Origin of the sequence: Rhizobium sp. BK602 (assembly GCF_014195095.1) — a bacterium.
Lineage (GTDB): Bacteria > Pseudomonadota > Alphaproteobacteria > Rhizobiales > Rhizobiaceae > Rhizobium.
Window position 1 is genome coordinate 982,476 of the sequence record NZ_JACIBC010000001.1, and the last position, 16,858, is coordinate 999,333.

The 16,858-nt window shown below is 62.6% G+C and carries 15 protein-coding genes; 1 reads left to right on the forward strand and 14 read right to left on the reverse strand.

Annotation, left to right across the window (positions count from 1 at the left end; translation table 11 throughout):
- Window positions 1-2 precede the first annotated feature (2 nt).
- The 3 genes from FHX11_RS04805 to yajC form a co-directional block, all read right to left on the reverse strand.
- Window positions 3-389 carry an Mth938-like domain-containing protein gene (locus tag FHX11_RS04805; RefSeq protein ID WP_184355533.1) on the reverse strand — a complete coding sequence of 129 codons (387 nt, stop codon included), beginning with the start codon at window positions 387-389 and terminating at the stop codon, window positions 3-5.
- A 4-nt stretch (window positions 390-393) separates the two neighbouring features.
- Window positions 394-2,940, reverse strand: coding sequence for a protein translocase subunit SecDF (secDF, locus tag FHX11_RS04810; protein WP_184355535.1), 2,547 nt, complete (start codon window positions 2,938-2,940; stop codon window positions 394-396).
- 167 nt (window positions 2,941-3,107) lie between these two features.
- Entirely contained in the window at window positions 3,108-3,458 is a 351-nt protein-coding gene (gene yajC, locus FHX11_RS04815) for a preprotein translocase subunit YajC (RefSeq protein ID WP_184355537.1), read from the reverse strand.
- A gap of 207 nt (window positions 3,459-3,665) precedes the next feature.
- Here yajC and FHX11_RS04820 point away from each other — a divergent pair, with 207 nt between their 5' ends.
- The gene (locus FHX11_RS04820) at window positions 3,666-4,538 is read left to right on the forward strand and encodes an ATP-binding protein (RefSeq protein ID WP_184355539.1); all 873 of its coding nucleotides are present in this window, start codon (window positions 3,666-3,668) and stop codon (window positions 4,536-4,538) included.
- Window positions 4,539-4,613: 75 nt separating this feature from the next.
- Here the strand turns inward: FHX11_RS04820 and FHX11_RS04825 are convergent, their stop codons facing one another.
- The 11 genes from FHX11_RS04825 to FHX11_RS04875 all read right to left on the reverse strand — a co-directional run bounded on the left by FHX11_RS04825 (window position 4,614) and on the right by FHX11_RS04875 (window position 16,831).
- The gene (locus FHX11_RS04825; protein ID WP_184355541.1) at window positions 4,614-6,317 is read right to left on the reverse strand and encodes a LysM peptidoglycan-binding domain-containing M23 family metallopeptidase; all 1,704 of its coding nucleotides are present in this window, start codon (window positions 6,315-6,317) and stop codon (window positions 4,614-4,616) included.
- A gap of 170 nt (window positions 6,318-6,487) precedes the next feature.
- Window positions 6,488-7,141 (reverse strand): protein-L-isoaspartate(D-aspartate) O-methyltransferase, encoded by a 654-nt coding sequence (locus FHX11_RS04830; RefSeq protein WP_184355543.1) that lies wholly within the window; start codon window positions 7,139-7,141, stop codon window positions 6,488-6,490.
- Complete coding sequence (gene surE / locus FHX11_RS04835; protein WP_184355545.1) at window positions 7,138-7,911, reverse strand: 5'/3'-nucleotidase SurE; 774 nt, start codon at window positions 7,909-7,911, stop codon at window positions 7,138-7,140. Before surE ends, FHX11_RS04830 begins: the two co-directional genes overlap by 4 nt.
- 15 nt (window positions 7,912-7,926) lie before the next feature.
- Entirely contained in the window at window positions 7,927-9,210 is a 1,284-nt protein-coding gene (serS, locus tag FHX11_RS04840) for a serine--tRNA ligase (protein WP_184355547.1), read from the reverse strand.
- A gap of 100 nt (window positions 9,211-9,310) precedes the next feature.
- A complete protein-coding gene (tatC, locus tag FHX11_RS04845; RefSeq protein ID WP_184355549.1) occupies window positions 9,311-10,138 on the reverse strand; it encodes a twin-arginine translocase subunit TatC in 828 nt (275 codons plus the stop codon).
- Entirely contained in the window at window positions 10,135-10,800 is a 666-nt protein-coding gene (tatB, locus tag FHX11_RS04850) for a Sec-independent protein translocase protein TatB (RefSeq protein ID WP_184355551.1), read from the reverse strand. Before tatB ends, tatC begins: the two co-directional genes overlap by 4 nt.
- 55 nt (window positions 10,801-10,855) lie before the next feature.
- Window positions 10,856-11,059 (reverse strand): twin-arginine translocase TatA/TatE family subunit, encoded by a 204-nt coding sequence (locus FHX11_RS04855; protein ID WP_184355553.1) that lies wholly within the window; start codon window positions 11,057-11,059, stop codon window positions 10,856-10,858.
- 251 nt (window positions 11,060-11,310) lie between these two features.
- On the reverse strand, window positions 11,311-12,009 hold the full coding sequence (scpB, locus tag FHX11_RS04860) for an SMC-Scp complex subunit ScpB (protein ID WP_184355829.1): 699 nt from the start codon (window positions 12,007-12,009) through the stop codon (window positions 11,311-11,313).
- Between the two features lie 35 nt (window positions 12,010-12,044).
- On the reverse strand, window positions 12,045-12,890 hold the full coding sequence (locus FHX11_RS04865) for a ScpA family protein (protein WP_184355555.1): 846 nt from the start codon (window positions 12,888-12,890) through the stop codon (window positions 12,045-12,047).
- 22 nt (window positions 12,891-12,912) lie between these two features.
- Entirely contained in the window at window positions 12,913-13,926 is a 1,014-nt protein-coding gene (nagZ, locus tag FHX11_RS04870; RefSeq protein ID WP_184355557.1) for a beta-N-acetylhexosaminidase, read from the reverse strand.
- Between the two features lie 127 nt (window positions 13,927-14,053).
- Window positions 14,054-16,831, reverse strand: a complete 2,778-nt coding sequence (locus FHX11_RS04875) for an SPOR domain-containing protein (RefSeq protein WP_184355559.1) — start codon at window positions 16,829-16,831, stop codon at window positions 14,054-14,056.
- Between the last annotated feature and the right edge of the window lie 27 nt (window positions 16,832-16,858).

Sequence of the window (16,858 nt, forward strand, 5' to 3'; positions counted from 1 at the left end):
CGTCAAACGGCGATCAGCGCCGCGGCCACCGCTCGCGACTCGGACAACATGATGTTGAAGGTGCGTACGGCGGCTCCGGTGCTCATCGGGTCGGAGGAAATTTGTTTGGCGCGCAGCGCTGCCTTCAGCTCCGCCGGCAGGGGCCGCAATTCCGGGCCCGTACCGACCAGAAGCACCTCGATCTGGGCGGCTTCGTCGAGCACCTTCTGGAAATGCGCCGGCGTCAGCGCATCCTCCAGCGTCATGTCCCAGCCGTAAATGCCGGAGGGCAGGCACAGCAGCGAGCCGCGATGCGACATATCGGCGAAGCGGAAGCCGCCATTGCCGTAAGCGTCGATCGGTGCGCGGCCGGGAAAATGCGCATTCCGGATTTCTATACCTTTTGCCACTCTGTCACACCGCTGGTTTGCCTGATTGCACGTCGCTCCCCGTTTCTCCCTCGTTCTCGTCGCCGGTCTGGAACTTATCCGGCCGCAGCTTGAAAACGATCAGGACCGGCGCCGCGATATAGATCGACGAGAACGTGCCGACCGCGACGCCGAAGAGCAGGACGAAGGTGAAGGAGCGGATCACCTCGCCCCCGAATATATAGAGCGCGAACAGCGCCAACAACGTCGTCGCGGATGTCAAAACCGTGCGCGACAGCGTCTGATTGATCGAGGCATCGATCAGGATCGGCAACGGCATCTGCGAATAGCGCCTCAGATTCTCGCGCATGCGGTCATAGACTACGATCGTGTCGTTCAGCGAATAGCCGACGATGGTCAGCAGCGCCGCGATCCCCGTCATGTTGAATTCCATACCGGTCAACACGAAGAGGCCGAGCGTCAGGATCACGTCGTGCAACGTCGCGACGATCGCACCGACGGCGAACTGCCATTCGAAACGCAGCCAGATATAGACGAGGATGGCGGCGAGCGCGGCCAGAACGGCGAGCGAGGCTGTCCTGGTAATCTCGCCGGAAACCGCAGGCCCGACCACTTCAACGCGGGAGAAATCATAGTCCTTGCCGAGCTCATCGCGCACCATGGTCACCGCGGATTGCTCGGCATTCTCGCCGCCCTCCTGCGCATGCACCCGGATCACGGCGCCAAGGCGGTCATCCAACCGCTCGACCCGCACGTCGCCGGCAATGATGTCCTGCAGGCGCTGCTGGATATTAGCGGGATCGGCCACGCCCTGCTTGGCGCGAACCTCCAGGATTGAGCCGCCGGTGAAATCGATGCCGAGATGCATGCCGACAGTGGCGAAAGCGAGCAAGGTCGCAAGCGACAGCGCAGCCGATATGGTGAACGTATAGCGGCGAATGCCCATGAAGCGAATATTGGCGCCGTCGAAGATGCCGCTGCGCACGCCAGCCAACAGCGAGCGCGGCTTGCGATGCGAAATCCAGGCATCGATGAGCGAGCGCGTGACGAAGCAGGCGGTGAAGAAGGTAGTGAAGACGCCGACGATCAGGGTCGCCGCAAAGCCACGCACCGCGCCGCTGCTGACATAAAAAAGGATGGCCGCGACGATGAGCACGGTCAGATTGGCGTCGGCCACCGTTGCCGCCGCCCTGTTGAAGCCGTGCCGCAGCGCATCGAAGAGATGGTGCGTCGTCTTTTCCTCCTCGCGCACGCGCTCGTAGATCAGTACGGTCGCGTCGAGTGCGATGCCGATGATCAGCACGATGGCGGCAATGCCGGGGAGCGTCAGCGTGATGCCGAACAGGCCCATGATCGCCAGAACCATGATCATGTTGACGATGAGCGTCGCGGTCGCGGCGACACCGAGCAGCCCATAGAAGCCGATCATCAGTACCGCGACGAAAATCGCGGCGACAACGCAGGCGATGATGCCCGAACGCATGGTCTCGCTGCCGAGGCCCGGCTTGATGGTCCGTTCCTCGACCGTGGTCAGTGTCGCCGATAAGGGGCCGGATTTCAGCATCACGGCCAGATCCTGGGCGCCCTGCGCCGTGAAGTCGCCTGGGAGATTGATTTCGCCGGTGGTAATGGCGTTTTTCAGCGATGCGGCCGAGAGGACTTGACCGTCCAGGACCACGACGATGATCTTGCCGAGATTGGCCGCCGTCGCCTGCGCGAACCGGCCGCTCGCCTCCGGCGTCAGCCTCACCGAGACAGTGCCAGCATTATTCTCGACGTTGGAGACGGCAACCGCGTCGGCGACGTCTATGTTCGAGAGAAGCGGCTGTCTCTGAACAAGATAGCCGACGGGCGGATCATCCTCGGAAAACAGCACTTCCGAACCGGCGGGCGGACGGCCGTTGATGGCATCCTGCACCGGCATCGACGGATCGACCAGACGGAAGCTGAGACTGCCCTGCTGATTGACCAGTGCCTTCAGGCGCTGTGGATCGCCGAGGCCCGGCACCTGGATGGCGATGCGCTCGCCCCCCTGCCGACGGATCATCGCTTCGCCGACATCGATCTGCCCGACGCGATTGCGGATGACCTTCAGCGACCGCGCCATGATGCCGGACAGGGCATCGTCGATGCCGGCATTGGTGATGTCGATGGTCAGGGCGCCGTTGTCGCCTTGCGACAGAACGGCCTGCAGCTTGCCCGAGGCCGCATCGGTGATCGGCTTCAAGGCATTGACGGCAGCTTGCACCTGGGCGGGATCGTTGATGCGGAGCTGGATTTTCTGACCGGTGCCCGTCAATCCGGAATAGGCAATATTGACCGTGCGCAATCGTGCACTGATGTCGCCGACGACCGTTTCCAGCCGATCCCGCACGACATCGCCACGCTCGATCTTGAGCATGATGTGCGAACCGCCCTGCAAATCGAGCCCAAGCCCGACCTTGCGTTGCGCAAGCCAGGACGGCAACGAGGAAAGCCGGTCTTCGCTGAGCAGATTGGGTATGGCAAGAACGACGCTCAAGAGAACGGCGAACCAGATCAGGGCGGTCTTCCACCAGGAGACGTGCAGCATCGCTCTCTCGAGTTTGGGCTTCCTACCGCGCCGGGCATGCAAGAACACATGCAAACGGCGCAGTAACACCTTGAATTTGTGCACAATCCCTTGCGAAAGTCGAATCCGATCTTCGAAGCCCTGTGCAAGATGGGCAGGCCTCGACGGCCTGCCGCTGCATCAAGACCTTACGCGGCGTCCGCCTTGACCGGTTCACCCTTCACGCGCACTTCCGAGATCGCGCCGCGAACGACGCGGATTTTGACGCCCTCGGCGATTTCCACTTCCAGCTCTTTTTCGTCGACAACCTTGGTCACCTTGCCGACGATGCCGCCGCCGGTGACGACCTGGTCACCGCGGCGGATGTTCTTCAGGACCTCGTCGCGCTTCTTGGCCTGCGCACGCTGCGGGCGGATAAGCAGGAAATACCAAACGACCATCAGCGGCACAAACAGGATGATCATTTCAAAGCCGGAACCGCCGAAGGCACTCGCGGCTGAATCTGTCGCGCTCTGCGCATATGCGTTGGTGATAAACATCGAGAACTCCCATTAAACTTCCAGCGGGAACAGGCCCCGCGTCAGGTGGCCGGAATATAGTTACGCGCATGACGATTGCAACAAAAACAGCCGCCAACCGTACCGTTTTCCCGGCCTCTTAGCCTTTCAGCCCCGGAAGGAGCATGATAGCCGACAAGACAAGGCACGATTTAAGACCTTCCCGACCAATTTTCTGGAGGAAAAACGGTGACCGAAAACCAGAACGCCCTGATCCTTGCGGAAGTCCGCCGTCTCGCAAACGCCCTCGAACGGCTTGCCGGCCCAGCACCCGCGATCAATGACTGGGACGCCGCCGATTGCTTTGTCTGGGCGCCTGCCCGGCTTCATCTGCAGCCCGTCGCCCGACCGAACCGCGTCGCGCTCAGCCTCATTCGCGGTGTCGATCACGTCCGCGATATCCTCCACGAAAACACACTGCGTTTTGCCGAAGGCTTTGCCGCCAACAATGTCCTGCTCTGGGGCGCGCGCGGCATGGGCAAGTCGTCGCTCGTCAAGGCCGTGCACGAGGACGTGCGCCGCTCGACCGGCATCTCGCTGAAACTGATCGAGGTGCATCGCGAGGATATTTCCTCGCTGCCGGTGCTGCTCGACATCCTGAAAGCCACGCCGCACCGTATCATTCTCTTCTGCGACGACCTTTCCTTCGACCATGACGACACGGCCTACAAGTCTCTCAAGGCGGCGCTCGACGGCGGTGTCGAAGGACGTCCGGACAATGTGCTGTTTTACGCCACCTCCAACCGCCGCCATCTGTTGCCGCGCCACATGATGGAAAACGAGCAGTCGACGGCGATCAATCCTTCGGAAGCCGTCGAGGAAAAGGTATCACTTTCCGATCGCTTCGGTCTCTGGCTCGGCTTCCACAAATGCAGCCAGGAAGACTATCTGCAGATGATCGACGCCTATGCCGATCATTTCAAGCTCGGCCTCGAGCGCGAGCAGATGCATCATGAGGCGCTTGAATGGGCGACCACGCGCGGCGCGCGCTCCGGACGCGTGGCCTGGCAATATATCCAGGACCTGGCGGGACGGCAAAGGATCGTTCTGGAGCGGGACTGAGCCAGCTTTCAATCGTCAAACGACAAAAAGCCCGGTGTTGACCGGGCTTTTTGCAGACTCCTTGAGACGCACTACCTATTCAAGGAACGTCATTGGGTTGACCGGGGCCGAATTCTTGCGGACTTCGAAGTGAAGCTGCGGCTGCTGGACGTCGCCGCTCATGCCGGAGGTCGCGAGCGTCTGGCCGCGCTGGACCTTCTGGCCGCGGGCGACGCTGAGCGCGTCGGCATGGCCGTAGACCGTGACCGTACCGTCATCGTGGCGAACCAGGACCGTATTGCCGAGCTGCTTCAGGCCATTGCCGGCATAGATGACGACGCCGTTTTCGGCAGCCTTGATCGGCGTACCCGACGGAACCGAGATATCGATGCCGTCATTGCGGCTGCCGTTGACGTTGGAGCCGTAGCCGGCGATGACCGCGCCACGGACCGGCCAGCGATACTTGCCGATGCCGGTTGCTTCCGGTGCGTCGGCGGATACGTCGGACTTGTTGGCGGCGTCGCTGACCGACTGCGTCGGTGCGATGCTGGCCACGGCCTGCGGCTTGGAAGCGTCAGCATCGGCGGCACTTGCGACCTTGGCGCTGACCTTCGTAACCGGTTTTGCGTCCTGCTGAACAGCGGCCTGCTTTTCGACAACCGGAGCGGCCACCGATTTCGCCGCCGACTTCTGGGGCTCGATGGAGGCGGTCTTGATCGCATCCGCACCGTTGCCCTGCAGGTGCAGCGTCTGGCCGACACGGATGCCGTCGCCCGACTGCAAGCGGTTTGCCTGTTTCAGTTCATCGACGCTCACACCGGTGTTCCGGGCAATCCTGGCGAGAGAGTCGCCCGGCTTGACCACATAGGTGCCGTCGCCCTTCGGCAGCGGGCCTTTGCCGTTGCCAGCGGCAAGCTTGCCAGGCTCCGCGAGGCCGGCCTGCGATTTGCCGCGCAGCTGACCGTTGGACGGCAGTACGACCGCATCCTGCTCCGGCGCCTTGGCGGGGCCGGGCATCTTGCCACCCCTTGAGAGATCGGTCGCTTCCGAAGCAACCTTTGCTGGGCTCGGAGCGCCCGTACCGTTCATGGTGGGAATGATGATCTGCTGGCCGGGCTGCGCGCCAGCGCCGTTTCTCAGGCCGTTGGCCCGCAGGATTTCCTTTTCCGGCACACCGTAGCGGCGGGACAGGAGAGCGACGCTCTCGCCGGGGCGTAGCGTTACGCTCGGAGCATTGACGGTCGTCCAGCCGGAAGAGTTCGCGGCAGAGGCCCCAGCGTCCTTGACGACGCCAGCCGAAGCCGTATCCGGCGCGAGCGTCGGCTCCATGCGGGTAGCGGCCTTGTTGCGCGATGCCGGGAAAGGCTGCGCGAGCGCCTGCCCCTCGGCAACCGGCGCCGGGCGCTGCCGTGCCGGCGATGTGCTGGGGGCGGCAAGCTCGGAGCGCTGGATGGCGACGGGCGCGGTCGATACCCGGGCGCTGGAATAGGAAGGATTGTAACCGGCTGGAGAGTTCGGATAGGTCCGACGCACCGGCGCGTTCTGTTGCGAATAATCCTGCTGCTGGTAGCCGCCATCCTGGGCGACATCAGCTCTTGGAACAGGATCGCCGTCCGGGCCGTTCAGGGCGCCGCCGCGATTGATCGAGCCTGTCATCGTGCTTCGATCCGGCGAACTGGAGAAAAGCCCGCTGAAACGGGTCGTGTCCGAACTGCAAGCTGTCGCGGTGCTCGCCAAGAGAATGGCCACCAGGACTTTCCCTGCCGATTTACCGTAGTTTGAAGAAAGACTGAAACCCATGACTCGACCCACTAGAGACGCAACTGTTTATGGGTCGATTAAAGCGCGTTAATCTTACCATGCGGTTAAAGCACTGGTGTCGCATGTGTTTTTTTGAGGAATTGCTAACCATAGAAAACGAATCCGCCGCGCATCCGGGATACGCGGCGGCTATCGATCCAAATTTGGTCTCAAAGATAGGAAGCGAGCAGCGGCACGATCGGCTGATACGGAACCTCGAAAAGTTCCTCCCGCTCGAAGCGGCTGCCGGTCTTGGTGAGTCGCACCATGCGGCATTCCGTCTCCGACAGCATCAACGGCGCGATCATCGATCCGCCGGATACCAGTTGTTCGGCATAGAAGCGCGGCATGGCGCTGAAAGCCGATGTCACCAGGATGCGATCGAACGTGCCCTCGCCCGGCAAGCCGGCGCTGCCATCGGCCTGACGGATGATGACGTTGCGCAGACCGAGCGCATCCATGCGCTGCTGCGCCGTCGTGGTCAGGGTCTTGTAGCGATCGACCGTCAGCACCCGCTCGACGATGCGGCCCATGACGGCGGCCGTGAAGCCGCTGCCGGTTCCGATTTCGAGAACGCGGTGCCCGGGCTTGATCTTCAAGGCGTGCAGAAGGCGAACGACCAGATCCACGCCTTCCATGAAGGCGCCGCACTCGATCGGGATCGTACGGCTGGAATAGGCATCGTCGGCGAACTGAGCCGGCACGAAGGGCAGACGCGGCGTCTGTTCGACGGCCGTGAGAAGGTCGATATCCAAGATGCCTTCGGCGCGCAGCCGCAACACAACGGCTGCAAAGCCTTCCTTCTCGACCAAACGAGGTGTCAATCCGCTACTCCATACCCGAGCGCCCGCGCCACGCGGTCTTGCGCCGAATAATCCGTCAAATCGAGTTTCAAAGGAGTTACCGAAATACGATTTTGTTTCAGCGCGTGGATATCCGTGCCGGGGCGAAAGATGCCGCTACGCTCGCCGAAACGCAGCCAGTAGTAAGGAAAGCCGCGGCCATCGGCGCGCTCATCGACCTGCAGATTGAAGGCGAGATTGCCCTGCGCGGTGACTTCCGTGCCGGAGACTTCCTCCGGCTTGCAGTTCGGAAAATTGAGGTTGAGAAACGTGCCTTCGGGCAGGTCGACATCGATGAGCTTGGCGATCAGGGCCGGCGCGTGCGCCTCCACCACATCCCACGGCACGACACGCGTGCCGTTCTCGCGCACATAGGCCTGGCTCAGCGCAAAGGAACGCACGCCCTGCAGCGTACCCTCGATTGCACCGGCGATCGTCCCCGAATAGGTGACGTCATCGGCGACATTGGAACCGGCATTGACGCCCGACAGCACCAGATCGGGCTTGATGTCCATGACTTGGCGGATACCCATGATGACGCAATCGGTCGGCGTGCCGCGCAACGCATAATGCTTGTCGGAGATCTTGCGAAGACGCAGCGGCTCCGAGAGGCTCAGCGAATGCGCCAAGCCGCTTTGATCCGTTTCCGGCGCGACGATCCACACATCGTCGGACATGGTGCGGGCAATGCGCTCCAACGTTGCCAGTCCTTCGGCATGAATGCCGTCGTCGTTGGTCAGAAGTATCCGCATCGCCCCACCGATCAATTATGCTGCTTTTTCGATCCTCTTCAGACCACCCATATATGGCAGCAGTGCGTCCGGAATAGTCACCGAACCATCATCATTGAGATAATTCTCAAGAACCGCGATCAGGCAGCGACCGACGGCCGTGCCCGAACCGTTGAGCGTATGGACGAATTTCGTCGCCTTGTCGTCCTTGCCGCGATAGCGCGCATTCATGCGCCGCGCCTGGAAATCGCCGCAGACGGAGCAGGAGGAAATCTCGCGATAGGTATCCTGCCCCGGCAGCCAGACTTCGAGGTCATAGGTCTTGCGCGCACCGAAGCCCATGTCGCCGGTCGACAGCGTCATGACACGGTAATGCAGGCCGAGGCGCTTCAGCACCTCCTCGGCGCAGGCCGTCATGCGCTCGTGCTCGGCGATCGAGCTTTCGGCATCGGTGATGGAAACGAGCTCACACTTCCAGAATTGATGCTGGCGCAGCATGCCGCGCGTGTCGCGTCCGGCCGAGCCCGCTTCCGAGCGGAAAGACGGCGTCAGCGCGGTGAAGCGCAGCGGCAGCTTTTCCTGATCGAGGATATCACCGGCGACGAGATTGGTCAGCGTCACCTCGGCGGTCGGGATCAGCCAGCGGCCATCCGTGGTTTTGAATGAGTCCTCGGCAAATTTCGGCAGCTGGCCGGTGCCGAACATGGTTTCGGCGCGCACCATCAGCGGCGAACTGACTTCGGTATAGCCATGTTCGCCGGTATGCAGGTCGATCATGAACTGGCCAAGCGCACGCTCCAGGCGGGCAAGCTGCGAGGTCAGAACCGTGAAGCGCGAGCCGGAAAGCTTGGCGGCGCGCTCGAAATCCATATAGCCGAGCGCCTCGCCGATCTCGAAATGCTCCAGCGCCTTATGATTCCAAGTGGGCTTTGCGCCCCATGCATGCTTGACGACATTGTCATGCTCGTCCTTGCCGACCGGCACGTCGTCGAGCGGAATATTGGGAATGCGCGACAGGGCGTCGTTGAGCTCGGCCGACAGCACGCGCTCTTCTTCCTCCGCCGCCGGCAGCGAGGTCTTGATCTCGGCGACTTCGGCCTTCAGCTTCTCGGCAAGCTCGGTATTCTTCTGCGCCATGGCCGCGCCGATCTCCTTGGAGGCGGCGTTGCGGCGGGACTGCAGATCCTGAACGGACTGGATGACGGAGCGGCGCTTCTCATCGAGTGCGATGAGGTTTTGCGACAAGGGCTCGGCACCGCGCTTGGCAAGCGCCGCATCCAGAGCCTCGGCATTCTCACGAATCCATTTGATATCAAGCATCGTCGTTCCGCGTCGTTAGACATGACTATAACTCCGACCGAAAATTCGGTCGGAGATCGAATTGGCACCCCCCTATGGAAGGACGTTTCCGACCTGCCGCTTAGACATTATCCGTCTTGGCGACATCGGAGGTCTCGCCATTCTCCTCGAGCGCTTGCCGGGCACGCTGGCGCTCCACGAGTCGCGCCGCGTAAATGGAAATCTCGTAGAGAAGGATCGTCGGCAGTGCAAGGCCGATCTGTGACATCGGGTCCGGCGGCGTCAGCACGGCAGCAACGATGAAGGCGAAGACGATGGCAAACTTGCGCTTCTCCGCCAGCCATGTCGAGGTCAAGAGGCCGACACGTGCCAGCAGCGTAGTGACCACCGGCAGCTGGAAGACGAGACCGAAGGAGAAGACGAGCGTCATGATCAGGCTCAGATATTCCGAGACCTTCGGCATCAGCGCGATCGCCACCTGGCCCTCACCGGGCGCCTGCTGCATCTTCAGGAAGAACCACATCACCATGGGGGTGAAGAAGAAATAAACGAGCGCCGCCCCCATCAGGAACAGCACGGGCGATGCGATCAGGAACGGCAGGAAAGCCGCCCGCTCATTCTTGTAAAGGCCCGGCGCCACAAACTTGTAGATCTGCGCAGCGATGATCGGGAACGCGATCACCAGCGCGCCGAACATGGCGACCTTCACCTGCGTGAAGAAGAACTCCTGCGGCGCGGTATAGATCAATTCGGCCTTGGCGAGATCGAGACCAGCCCAGACCACGGCCCATTTATAGGGATAGACCAGGTAGTTGAAGAGATGCTTGGCGACCGCGAAGCATCCGATGAAGGCAATGAAAAAGGCGGCCAGCGACCATATGAGCCGCGTGCGCAATTCCATGAGGTGCTCGATAAGCGGCTGGGGCTTATCGTCGATATCACCCGTCATGCCTCGTCCTTCTTCTTAGGCGTTGTTTTGCTGGCCGTGCGCTTCTTCGCAGCCGCTGCTGGTACATCGGCGCCGGCTGCGGCGACCTTGGCGCGCGGTGCCCGCTTCGGCTTTTCCGTGACGACCGGTGTAACGACTACGGCCGCCACTTCGTCGACCTTGGCCGGCGCCTTCGCCCGAGGCTTGCGAGCCGGCTTCGGCTTGGTAACAGCTTCCGCAGATGCGACAGCGGGTGCCGCCGCGGCCACCGTTGGAGCCACAGTCGCGGCGGGAACGGTCGGCGGCGTTTCCGGCAGACCGAGGCTAGGCTCGGTCATCGGTTCGGATGGCAACGGCGTGGCGGCTACGGGCTTGTCGATCGTCGTCGAACGCTGAAGGTCCGCCTTGATGTCGTTGCCCATCTGCCGCAGCGGGTTCATGGCCTCGCGCAACGAATTGACCGGATTGAGTTTTTGCGCGTCTGAGATCGTCTGACGCACATCGTCCAGATCCGCCTCGCGCATGGCCTCATCGAACTGCGCACGAAACTCGCCCGCGACCTTGCGGGCGCGCGCTGTCATTTTGCCGATCGTCCGTAAGGTTGCGGGCAGCTCCTTAGGGCCAATGACCACAAGCGCCACAACGGCGATAACCACCAGCTCGGACCAGCCTACGTCGAACATGAAAAGGCTCCTGGGCCGACAGCAGGCCTTTCAGCCCGCGGCGTGCCCGACATGATTACTTCGTTTCGTCGGCCTTATGCTCGACCGTGCGGGACGTTGTCGTCTGCGCCGTCGTGTCTTCGTCGTCGTTCATGCCCTTTTTGAAGCTCTTGATGCCCTTGGCGACGTCACCCATGAGCTCCGGGATCTTCCCACGACCGAACAACAACAGCGCGATGGCCAGGACGATGAGCCAGTGCCATATGCTTAGAGAACCCATTGCGATAACTCCCAATTTCAATGTCATCTCGATGTAAGACGTTTGCGAATGTTTTTCAAACACCAAAATGCACTGGATCGGCGCTTATGGGGATAGTGCGCACCGATACCAGAGCCAAACGTCTCCAACCCGGGAGAATGACATCCATATTCGCATTCACTAATGGCGAAAGCGAGACGCGGCGCGCGATTGTGAAAAAAGCCCGGCCGGGGCTGGATCGATTCCAAATACCCCATAGACCGGGACAAGGCCTATTCGTCCGAACCGCCGCTCGGCGCCAGGAGGCCCAGTTCCTCCAGATCCAATTGCGTGATCGGATCTTCGTCTTCGGTCAATTCATCACTCATCAGCGGCGACGGCACGTTGAAATTGGCCGGGATGCGGCCGGACAGCAGCCCCGCCCCTTTCAGCTCCTCGAGGCCGGGCAGATCGCGCAGCTCTTCAAGGCCGAAATGATCGAGGAAATCGCGGGTCGTACCCAGCGTCACCGGCCGGCCAGGCGTGCGCCTGCGCCCACGAAAACGAACCCAGCCGGCTTCCATCAGTACGTCGAGCGTACCCTTGGAAGTCTGCACGCCTCGGATATCTTCGATCTCGGCACGCGTCACCGGCTGATGATAGGCGATGATCGCCAGCACCTCGAGTGCCGCCCGCGACAATTTCCGGGCCTCATTGTCGTCCCGCCGGATGACGAAGGAGAGATCGGCGGCGGTGCGGAAGGCCCAGGCGCCATCGACCTGGATGAGGTTGACGCCTCGCATGGCATAATCCGCCTTCAGCCGCTGCATGATGGCGTGGACATCCACGCCGCGCGAGACGCGCTCGGCAATGAACCCCTCGGATACGGGCTGCGCGGAGGCGAAGACCAGCGCCTCCGCGATACGTTCGGCCTCGCGAAGCGCGCGTTCGTCGACGACTGGTACCGTCGGTTCGGCTGCCTCGTCGTCCAAGGACTGTTCGTTATCGGAAACGGTCACGCTCGCTCCTATTCCGCAGCCTCAAGCTCGGCATGCTTCGGCCCGCGCCGCATGTAGAGCGGCTGGAAGGCACCCTCCTGGCGCATTTCCAGCTTCCCCTCGCGCACGAGTTCCAGCGAGGCGGCAAAGGCGCTGGCGATCGCGGTGACGCGCTCGCTCGCATTGGTCATATAGTCGAGCAGATAATGCTCCAATGCCGTCCAGTCGGTGATTTCGCCGATCATCCGATTGAGAATCGTGCGGGCATCGACCAGCGACCAGACGCGCCGGCGCTCGATCGTCACCTGCGTGACGGCCTGACGCTGGCGCAGGCTGGCATAGGCGGTCAGAAGCTCGTAGAGGCTGGCATCATAGGCGGATTGGCGCCGGTCGGGAATATGCTCCGGCGCGCCGCGCGCGAACACGTCGCGGCCGAGGCGATTACGGTTGACGAGATCGCTCGCCGCGTCGCGCATGGCTTCGAGGCGTTTCAGGCGGAAGGCGAGCGTCGCAGCCATCTCCTCGCCGGTCGGGCCGTCTTCCTTGCTCTGCTGCGGAATGAGCAGCTTCGACTTGAGATAGGCCAGCCAGGCCGCCATGACCAGATAATCGGCCGCCAGTTCGATGCGGATACGGCGGGCGCTCTCGATGAATTGCAGATATTGCTCGGCCAGCGCCAGCACGGAAATCCGCGAGAGGTCAACCTTTTGGTTGCGGGCAAGATGCAGCAGGAGGTCGAGCGGGCCTTCGAAGCCGGCGATGTCGACGACAAGCGCCGGTTCGTGCATGCCGCGCTCGGCATCACCGTCCTGCCACAGCTTGTCCATCGGTGCTGCCGCCTGCTGGCTCTTTTCCATGCCGCTCAACTTGTTCACCCGTCAGATCCCCGGAACCGGCCTATGCCACAGCGAACATGGCGTCGAATTCGGCGCGAATCGCTGCTTCGTCGGCACCGTCATTATAACCGAAAGCCGCCTCGACCGCCTTTGCCCTCGCAAGGGCCGCGCCGGCCAGGACCGGAACATTGCGCACCACCTGCTGCATCTCGTCCATGACACCATTGCAATGCAGCACGATATCGCATCCGCCCGCAACAATATTCGCCGCCCGCTCGCCGATCGTACCGGCGAGCGCGTTCATCGACGTGTCGTCGGAAAGCAGCAGACCCTTGAAGCCGATATAGCCGCGGATGATCTCATCGATCACCTTGCGCGACGTCGTTGCCGGATTGGCGGGATCGATATCGGTAAAGACGACATGGCAAGTCATCGCCATCAATTCATCTTTCAGCGCGACGAAGGGCGGGAAATCATGGGCTTCCAGCTCGGCGCGCGAAACGGTGACGACCGGCAACTCGTGATGCGAGTCGGCAAAGCCACGGCCGTGGCCGGGCACATGCTTCATGACCGGAAGAACGCCGCCGGCCTTGAGACCCTCGGCCGCCGCACGGCCCATCTCCGCCACCGTCACGGGATCGCCGCCATAGGCGCGATTGCCGATGACGTTGCTCGATCCCTCCACCGGTACGTCGAGCACGGGCAGGCAATCGACATTGATGCCGAATTTCAACAGATCGAAGGCGTGGAGGCGCGACATCAGCCAGGCGGCGCGAAGTCCCTTCTGCCGATCCTGGCGATAGATGTCCCCCAGGGCCTGGCCGGAAGGATAGTGCGGCAGAAGCGGCGGACGGATGCGCTGCACCCTACCCCCTTCCTGATCGATAAAGACAGGCGCATCGCGGCCGACGCTATCGCGCAGGGACGCGACGAGATCGGAGATCTGCGCCGCCTCGGAAATATTGCGCCCGAAAAGGATGAAGCCCCAAGGCTGCTCAGCCTGATAGAAGGAACGCTCTTCGGGAGTGATGGAATGGCCGCTACAGCCGAGGATCATGGATTTTGATTCGGTCATGCCCGAATCATAGCCGCCACGTCGAGAAATGCGAAGGACGTCAAGGCGAGATACACAAGAAGAAGCTGTTTCAAACGAAAATGGCGGGCATTTGCCCGCCATTTTTTACGATGTGTGGTCCTGCCGCTTACTTCGAGATCAGGCAGGTGCCGCCGGCAGCGCGGAAGCGCTGGCAGAGGTCGGCAGCCTCGTCCTTGGAGCCGGCGACGACGCGCACGCGATAGTACGTGCCCTTGCCGGCAATGTCGGCCTTGCGGATTTCAAGCGGATGACCGCCGATGACGCTGGCGAACTTGGCCTTCAGGTTTGTCTGCGACCGCTGTGCTTCGGCCTCGGAAGGCAGCGAAGCGATCTGCACGCCGTAAGCGCCGCTGGCGCTGACCGACGCCGCAGGCGTGGCCTGAGCCGCCGCCGGGCTCGCGGATGCGACCTGCTGCGGTTTCGGCTGGGCCGGGGCAGCAGCAGGGCGGGCAGCGGCGCTGGTGTTCTCGGCCGCCGCGCTCTTGGCCGGCGGCTGTGCCGGGCGCGAGGTCGGAAGCGGCGTCGTCTTGACGACCCGGATCGGCGTGCTTTCGGCGCTGGCCGCGTCATCGTCGGCGGCTGCCGGCTGCGTATCCTGCCGAACATCGGCGGTTGCGACCTGGGTATTGCTGACCGGCTTTACCGCGGCGGTCTTTGGCGTCGAGGCGGGAGAAGCAGCCGTCGTGGTATTGTCGACGACGGGCTCGTCGCGTGCAACCAGCGAACCATCCGGCTTGACGATCATGGTGCGCACCTTGCGCGGCGAGACCGACGGAACCTGACCATCGTCATTGGAAGCCACATCGGCGTTATTGCCGTTCGGCAACAGACGCGGATCCTCGGTTTCTCCAACCGGCGTCGGCGAGACCTGATCGGCGCTGCCGTCATCCGGCGACACCGCTTCCGGGATCAGCGTCTTCTGGACGACATCCACCGGCTGCTCATTGGAGGACACCAGTTCCTTCTGCTTGGGCGCCGCATTGCCGTCACCAGCGACGCGATCGTAAACAGCCTTGTCCTGGTTCGGGACAACGGTGCCGCCCGGATTTTCCGGAGCGACCTTCACCGGATCGGCGTCGGCGGTGATCACCCGCGGCTCGCCGGAGAAACTGGAGATGGGCGAGCCATGACGAACCCAGCCGTAGACGCCATAGGCGCCGAGGCCGAGAACCGCGATGACGGCCGCTGCGGTCGCCATGCCACGGAAGGAGCGTGCCGGACGGCGATAGGCGTGAGCCGCCGGGTTCAGCGTCATGCGGGCGACGTTCTCGACCGGATTAGCCGCTTCGCGATAGCTGCGGCGGAAATCTTCCTCCAGCGCGCGCTCGAACTCGTCGAACTCCTCGACGGGCTGCTTGGCGACCACCGGGGCGGGTTGCGCTGCCGTGTTCTTGGACCAGGAGGCTGCCGTCGCGGCTCCGCCAAGTGCCGCGGCAACGGCCGGCTTCACCGGATCGGATGCCGTTTCCTTGGCGGGCGTGCCGAACAGGCTCGCCATCTCCGCATCGATATCGAAATCATATTCCGGCGGAACCGCGATCGGCGCTTCCGGCTCGACCGGCGGCAAGTTCGGAACATGCGAGCCTTCGAAGGTCTCGACACGATCTTCCGTATCGGCAATTTCCGACGGATCGAAAGGCAACGCCTGATCGATGTCGAGCGCAGGTACTGCCTTCTGCGCCAGCGGCACGGCGGCTGCGACCGGCGGCTGAACCGGAGCGGGTCGGGGAGTCTCCACGACCGGCGGCACAATGGCGGCCGGCGCGGCGGCAACGGGAGCCGGGATTATCGGCGTTGCCCTGGAGATGACCGGCGCGGCCACTGCTGGAGCCGGCGGCGCGACCGGAGCGGCCGCCTTGGCTTCGGCAAGATCGAGTTGAGCAAGTTCCATCTCGATATCGGCAAGATCGAACTCGAAATCATCGCCAATGAAAGGATCGTCAGCCTGCAGGGTGATCGGCTTCACCTCTTCGCGCGCCGCAACCACGGGCGCAGCGGCAACCACGGGAGTGGCAGGCGTCGGTACCGGCTGCGAGGCGAAACCCTCGAAGGCGGGCTCGACCGGCTCCTCGGACGCGTTGCTCCGCGCGGGAACGGGATAGCGGTCAACATCGGCCAGTAGATCGTCAATCTCGGCGGCAAGAGCTGCCGCATCGAAGCTGGCCGGCTTGGCCGGTTCCGATGCCGTGGCGACTGGCTGCGACGCAACGGGGTGCGCCCGCGGGACTTCCCGCGCCGCCGGCAAATCGAAATCGATCGAAGTATCGATGGCGCGCACCGAAGCGATTGGAGGCGCGACAGAAGCGGCGGCGGCAGGCTTCGGCTGCTCACGCGTGTCAGATTGAGACGCCAGGGTAAAATTGGCGATCGGCAACCGCACGGTGGCGGCAGCAGACTGCGGCGTCGGCTTGACAGGCTGCGGAGCTACCGGCTGAAGAACGGCGACGGGCTGCGGCGCTACCGGAACCGATGCGGGCTGCAAGGCCGGAGCGATCGACATTTCCAACTCGTCGATGAGATCACGCGCACCGATGGTGGGCTTGATCGGAACAGCAGGCTGCTGCGGCTCAACGAATTGGGGCTCGATGCTCGCCGGCGCGGCCGGACGGGCAGGTTCAGCTGCTTCGGCAGCAAGCGGCTGCTCTTCCGGCACGACCGGGATGTCATCAGCAGGACTCAAACGAGGCGCATCATAGCGCTCGAACTCCCTGAGGAGTTCGTCTTCGAGGTCAAAGGCGGGATCTTGCCGCTGAGACGCAGGCGCCGCCTGGGCGGCTGGCCGCGGCTCGAAACCGACGATGCGGGCGAGTTCGGCAAGCGGATCATCATCCGCAAAGAACCCGTCGTTTCCGCTTGCGCGATACGCCAACTGTTTTTCTGCCATCACCCAATCCACTCGCAAACGCTACAG

Bases quoted from the DNA above. Each gene is read 5' to 3' on its own strand.
- secDF (WP_184355535.1), bottom strand. From the start codon at position 2,940: ATGCTGCACGTCTCCTGGTGGAAGACCGCCCTGATCTGGTTCGCCGTT.
- yajC (WP_184355537.1), bottom strand. From the start codon at position 3,458: ATGTTTATCACCAACGCATATGCGCAGAGCGCGACAGATTCAGCCGCG.
- FHX11_RS04825 (WP_184355541.1), bottom strand. From the start codon at position 6,317: ATGGGTTTCAGTCTTTCTTCAAACTACGGTAAATCGGCAGGGAAAGTC.
- surE (WP_184355545.1), bottom strand. From the start codon at position 7,911: ATGCGGATACTTCTGACCAACGACGACGGCATTCATGCCGAAGGACTG.
- serS (WP_184355547.1), bottom strand. From the start codon at position 9,210: ATGCTTGATATCAAATGGATTCGTGAGAATGCCGAGGCTCTGGATGCG.
- tatC (WP_184355549.1), bottom strand. From the start codon at position 10,138: ATGACGGGTGATATCGACGATAAGCCCCAGCCGCTTATCGAGCACCTC.
- tatB (WP_184355551.1), bottom strand. From the start codon at position 10,800: ATGTTCGACGTAGGCTGGTCCGAGCTGGTGGTTATCGCCGTTGTGGCG.
- FHX11_RS04855 (WP_184355553.1), bottom strand. From the start codon at position 11,059: ATGGGTTCTCTAAGCATATGGCACTGGCTCATCGTCCTGGCCATCGCG.
- nagZ (WP_184355557.1), bottom strand. From the start codon at position 13,926: ATGACCGAATCAAAATCCATGATCCTCGGCTGTAGCGGCCATTCCATC.
- FHX11_RS04875 (WP_184355559.1), bottom strand. From the start codon at position 16,831: ATGGCAGAAAAACAGTTGGCGTATCGCGCAAGCGGAAACGACGGGTTC.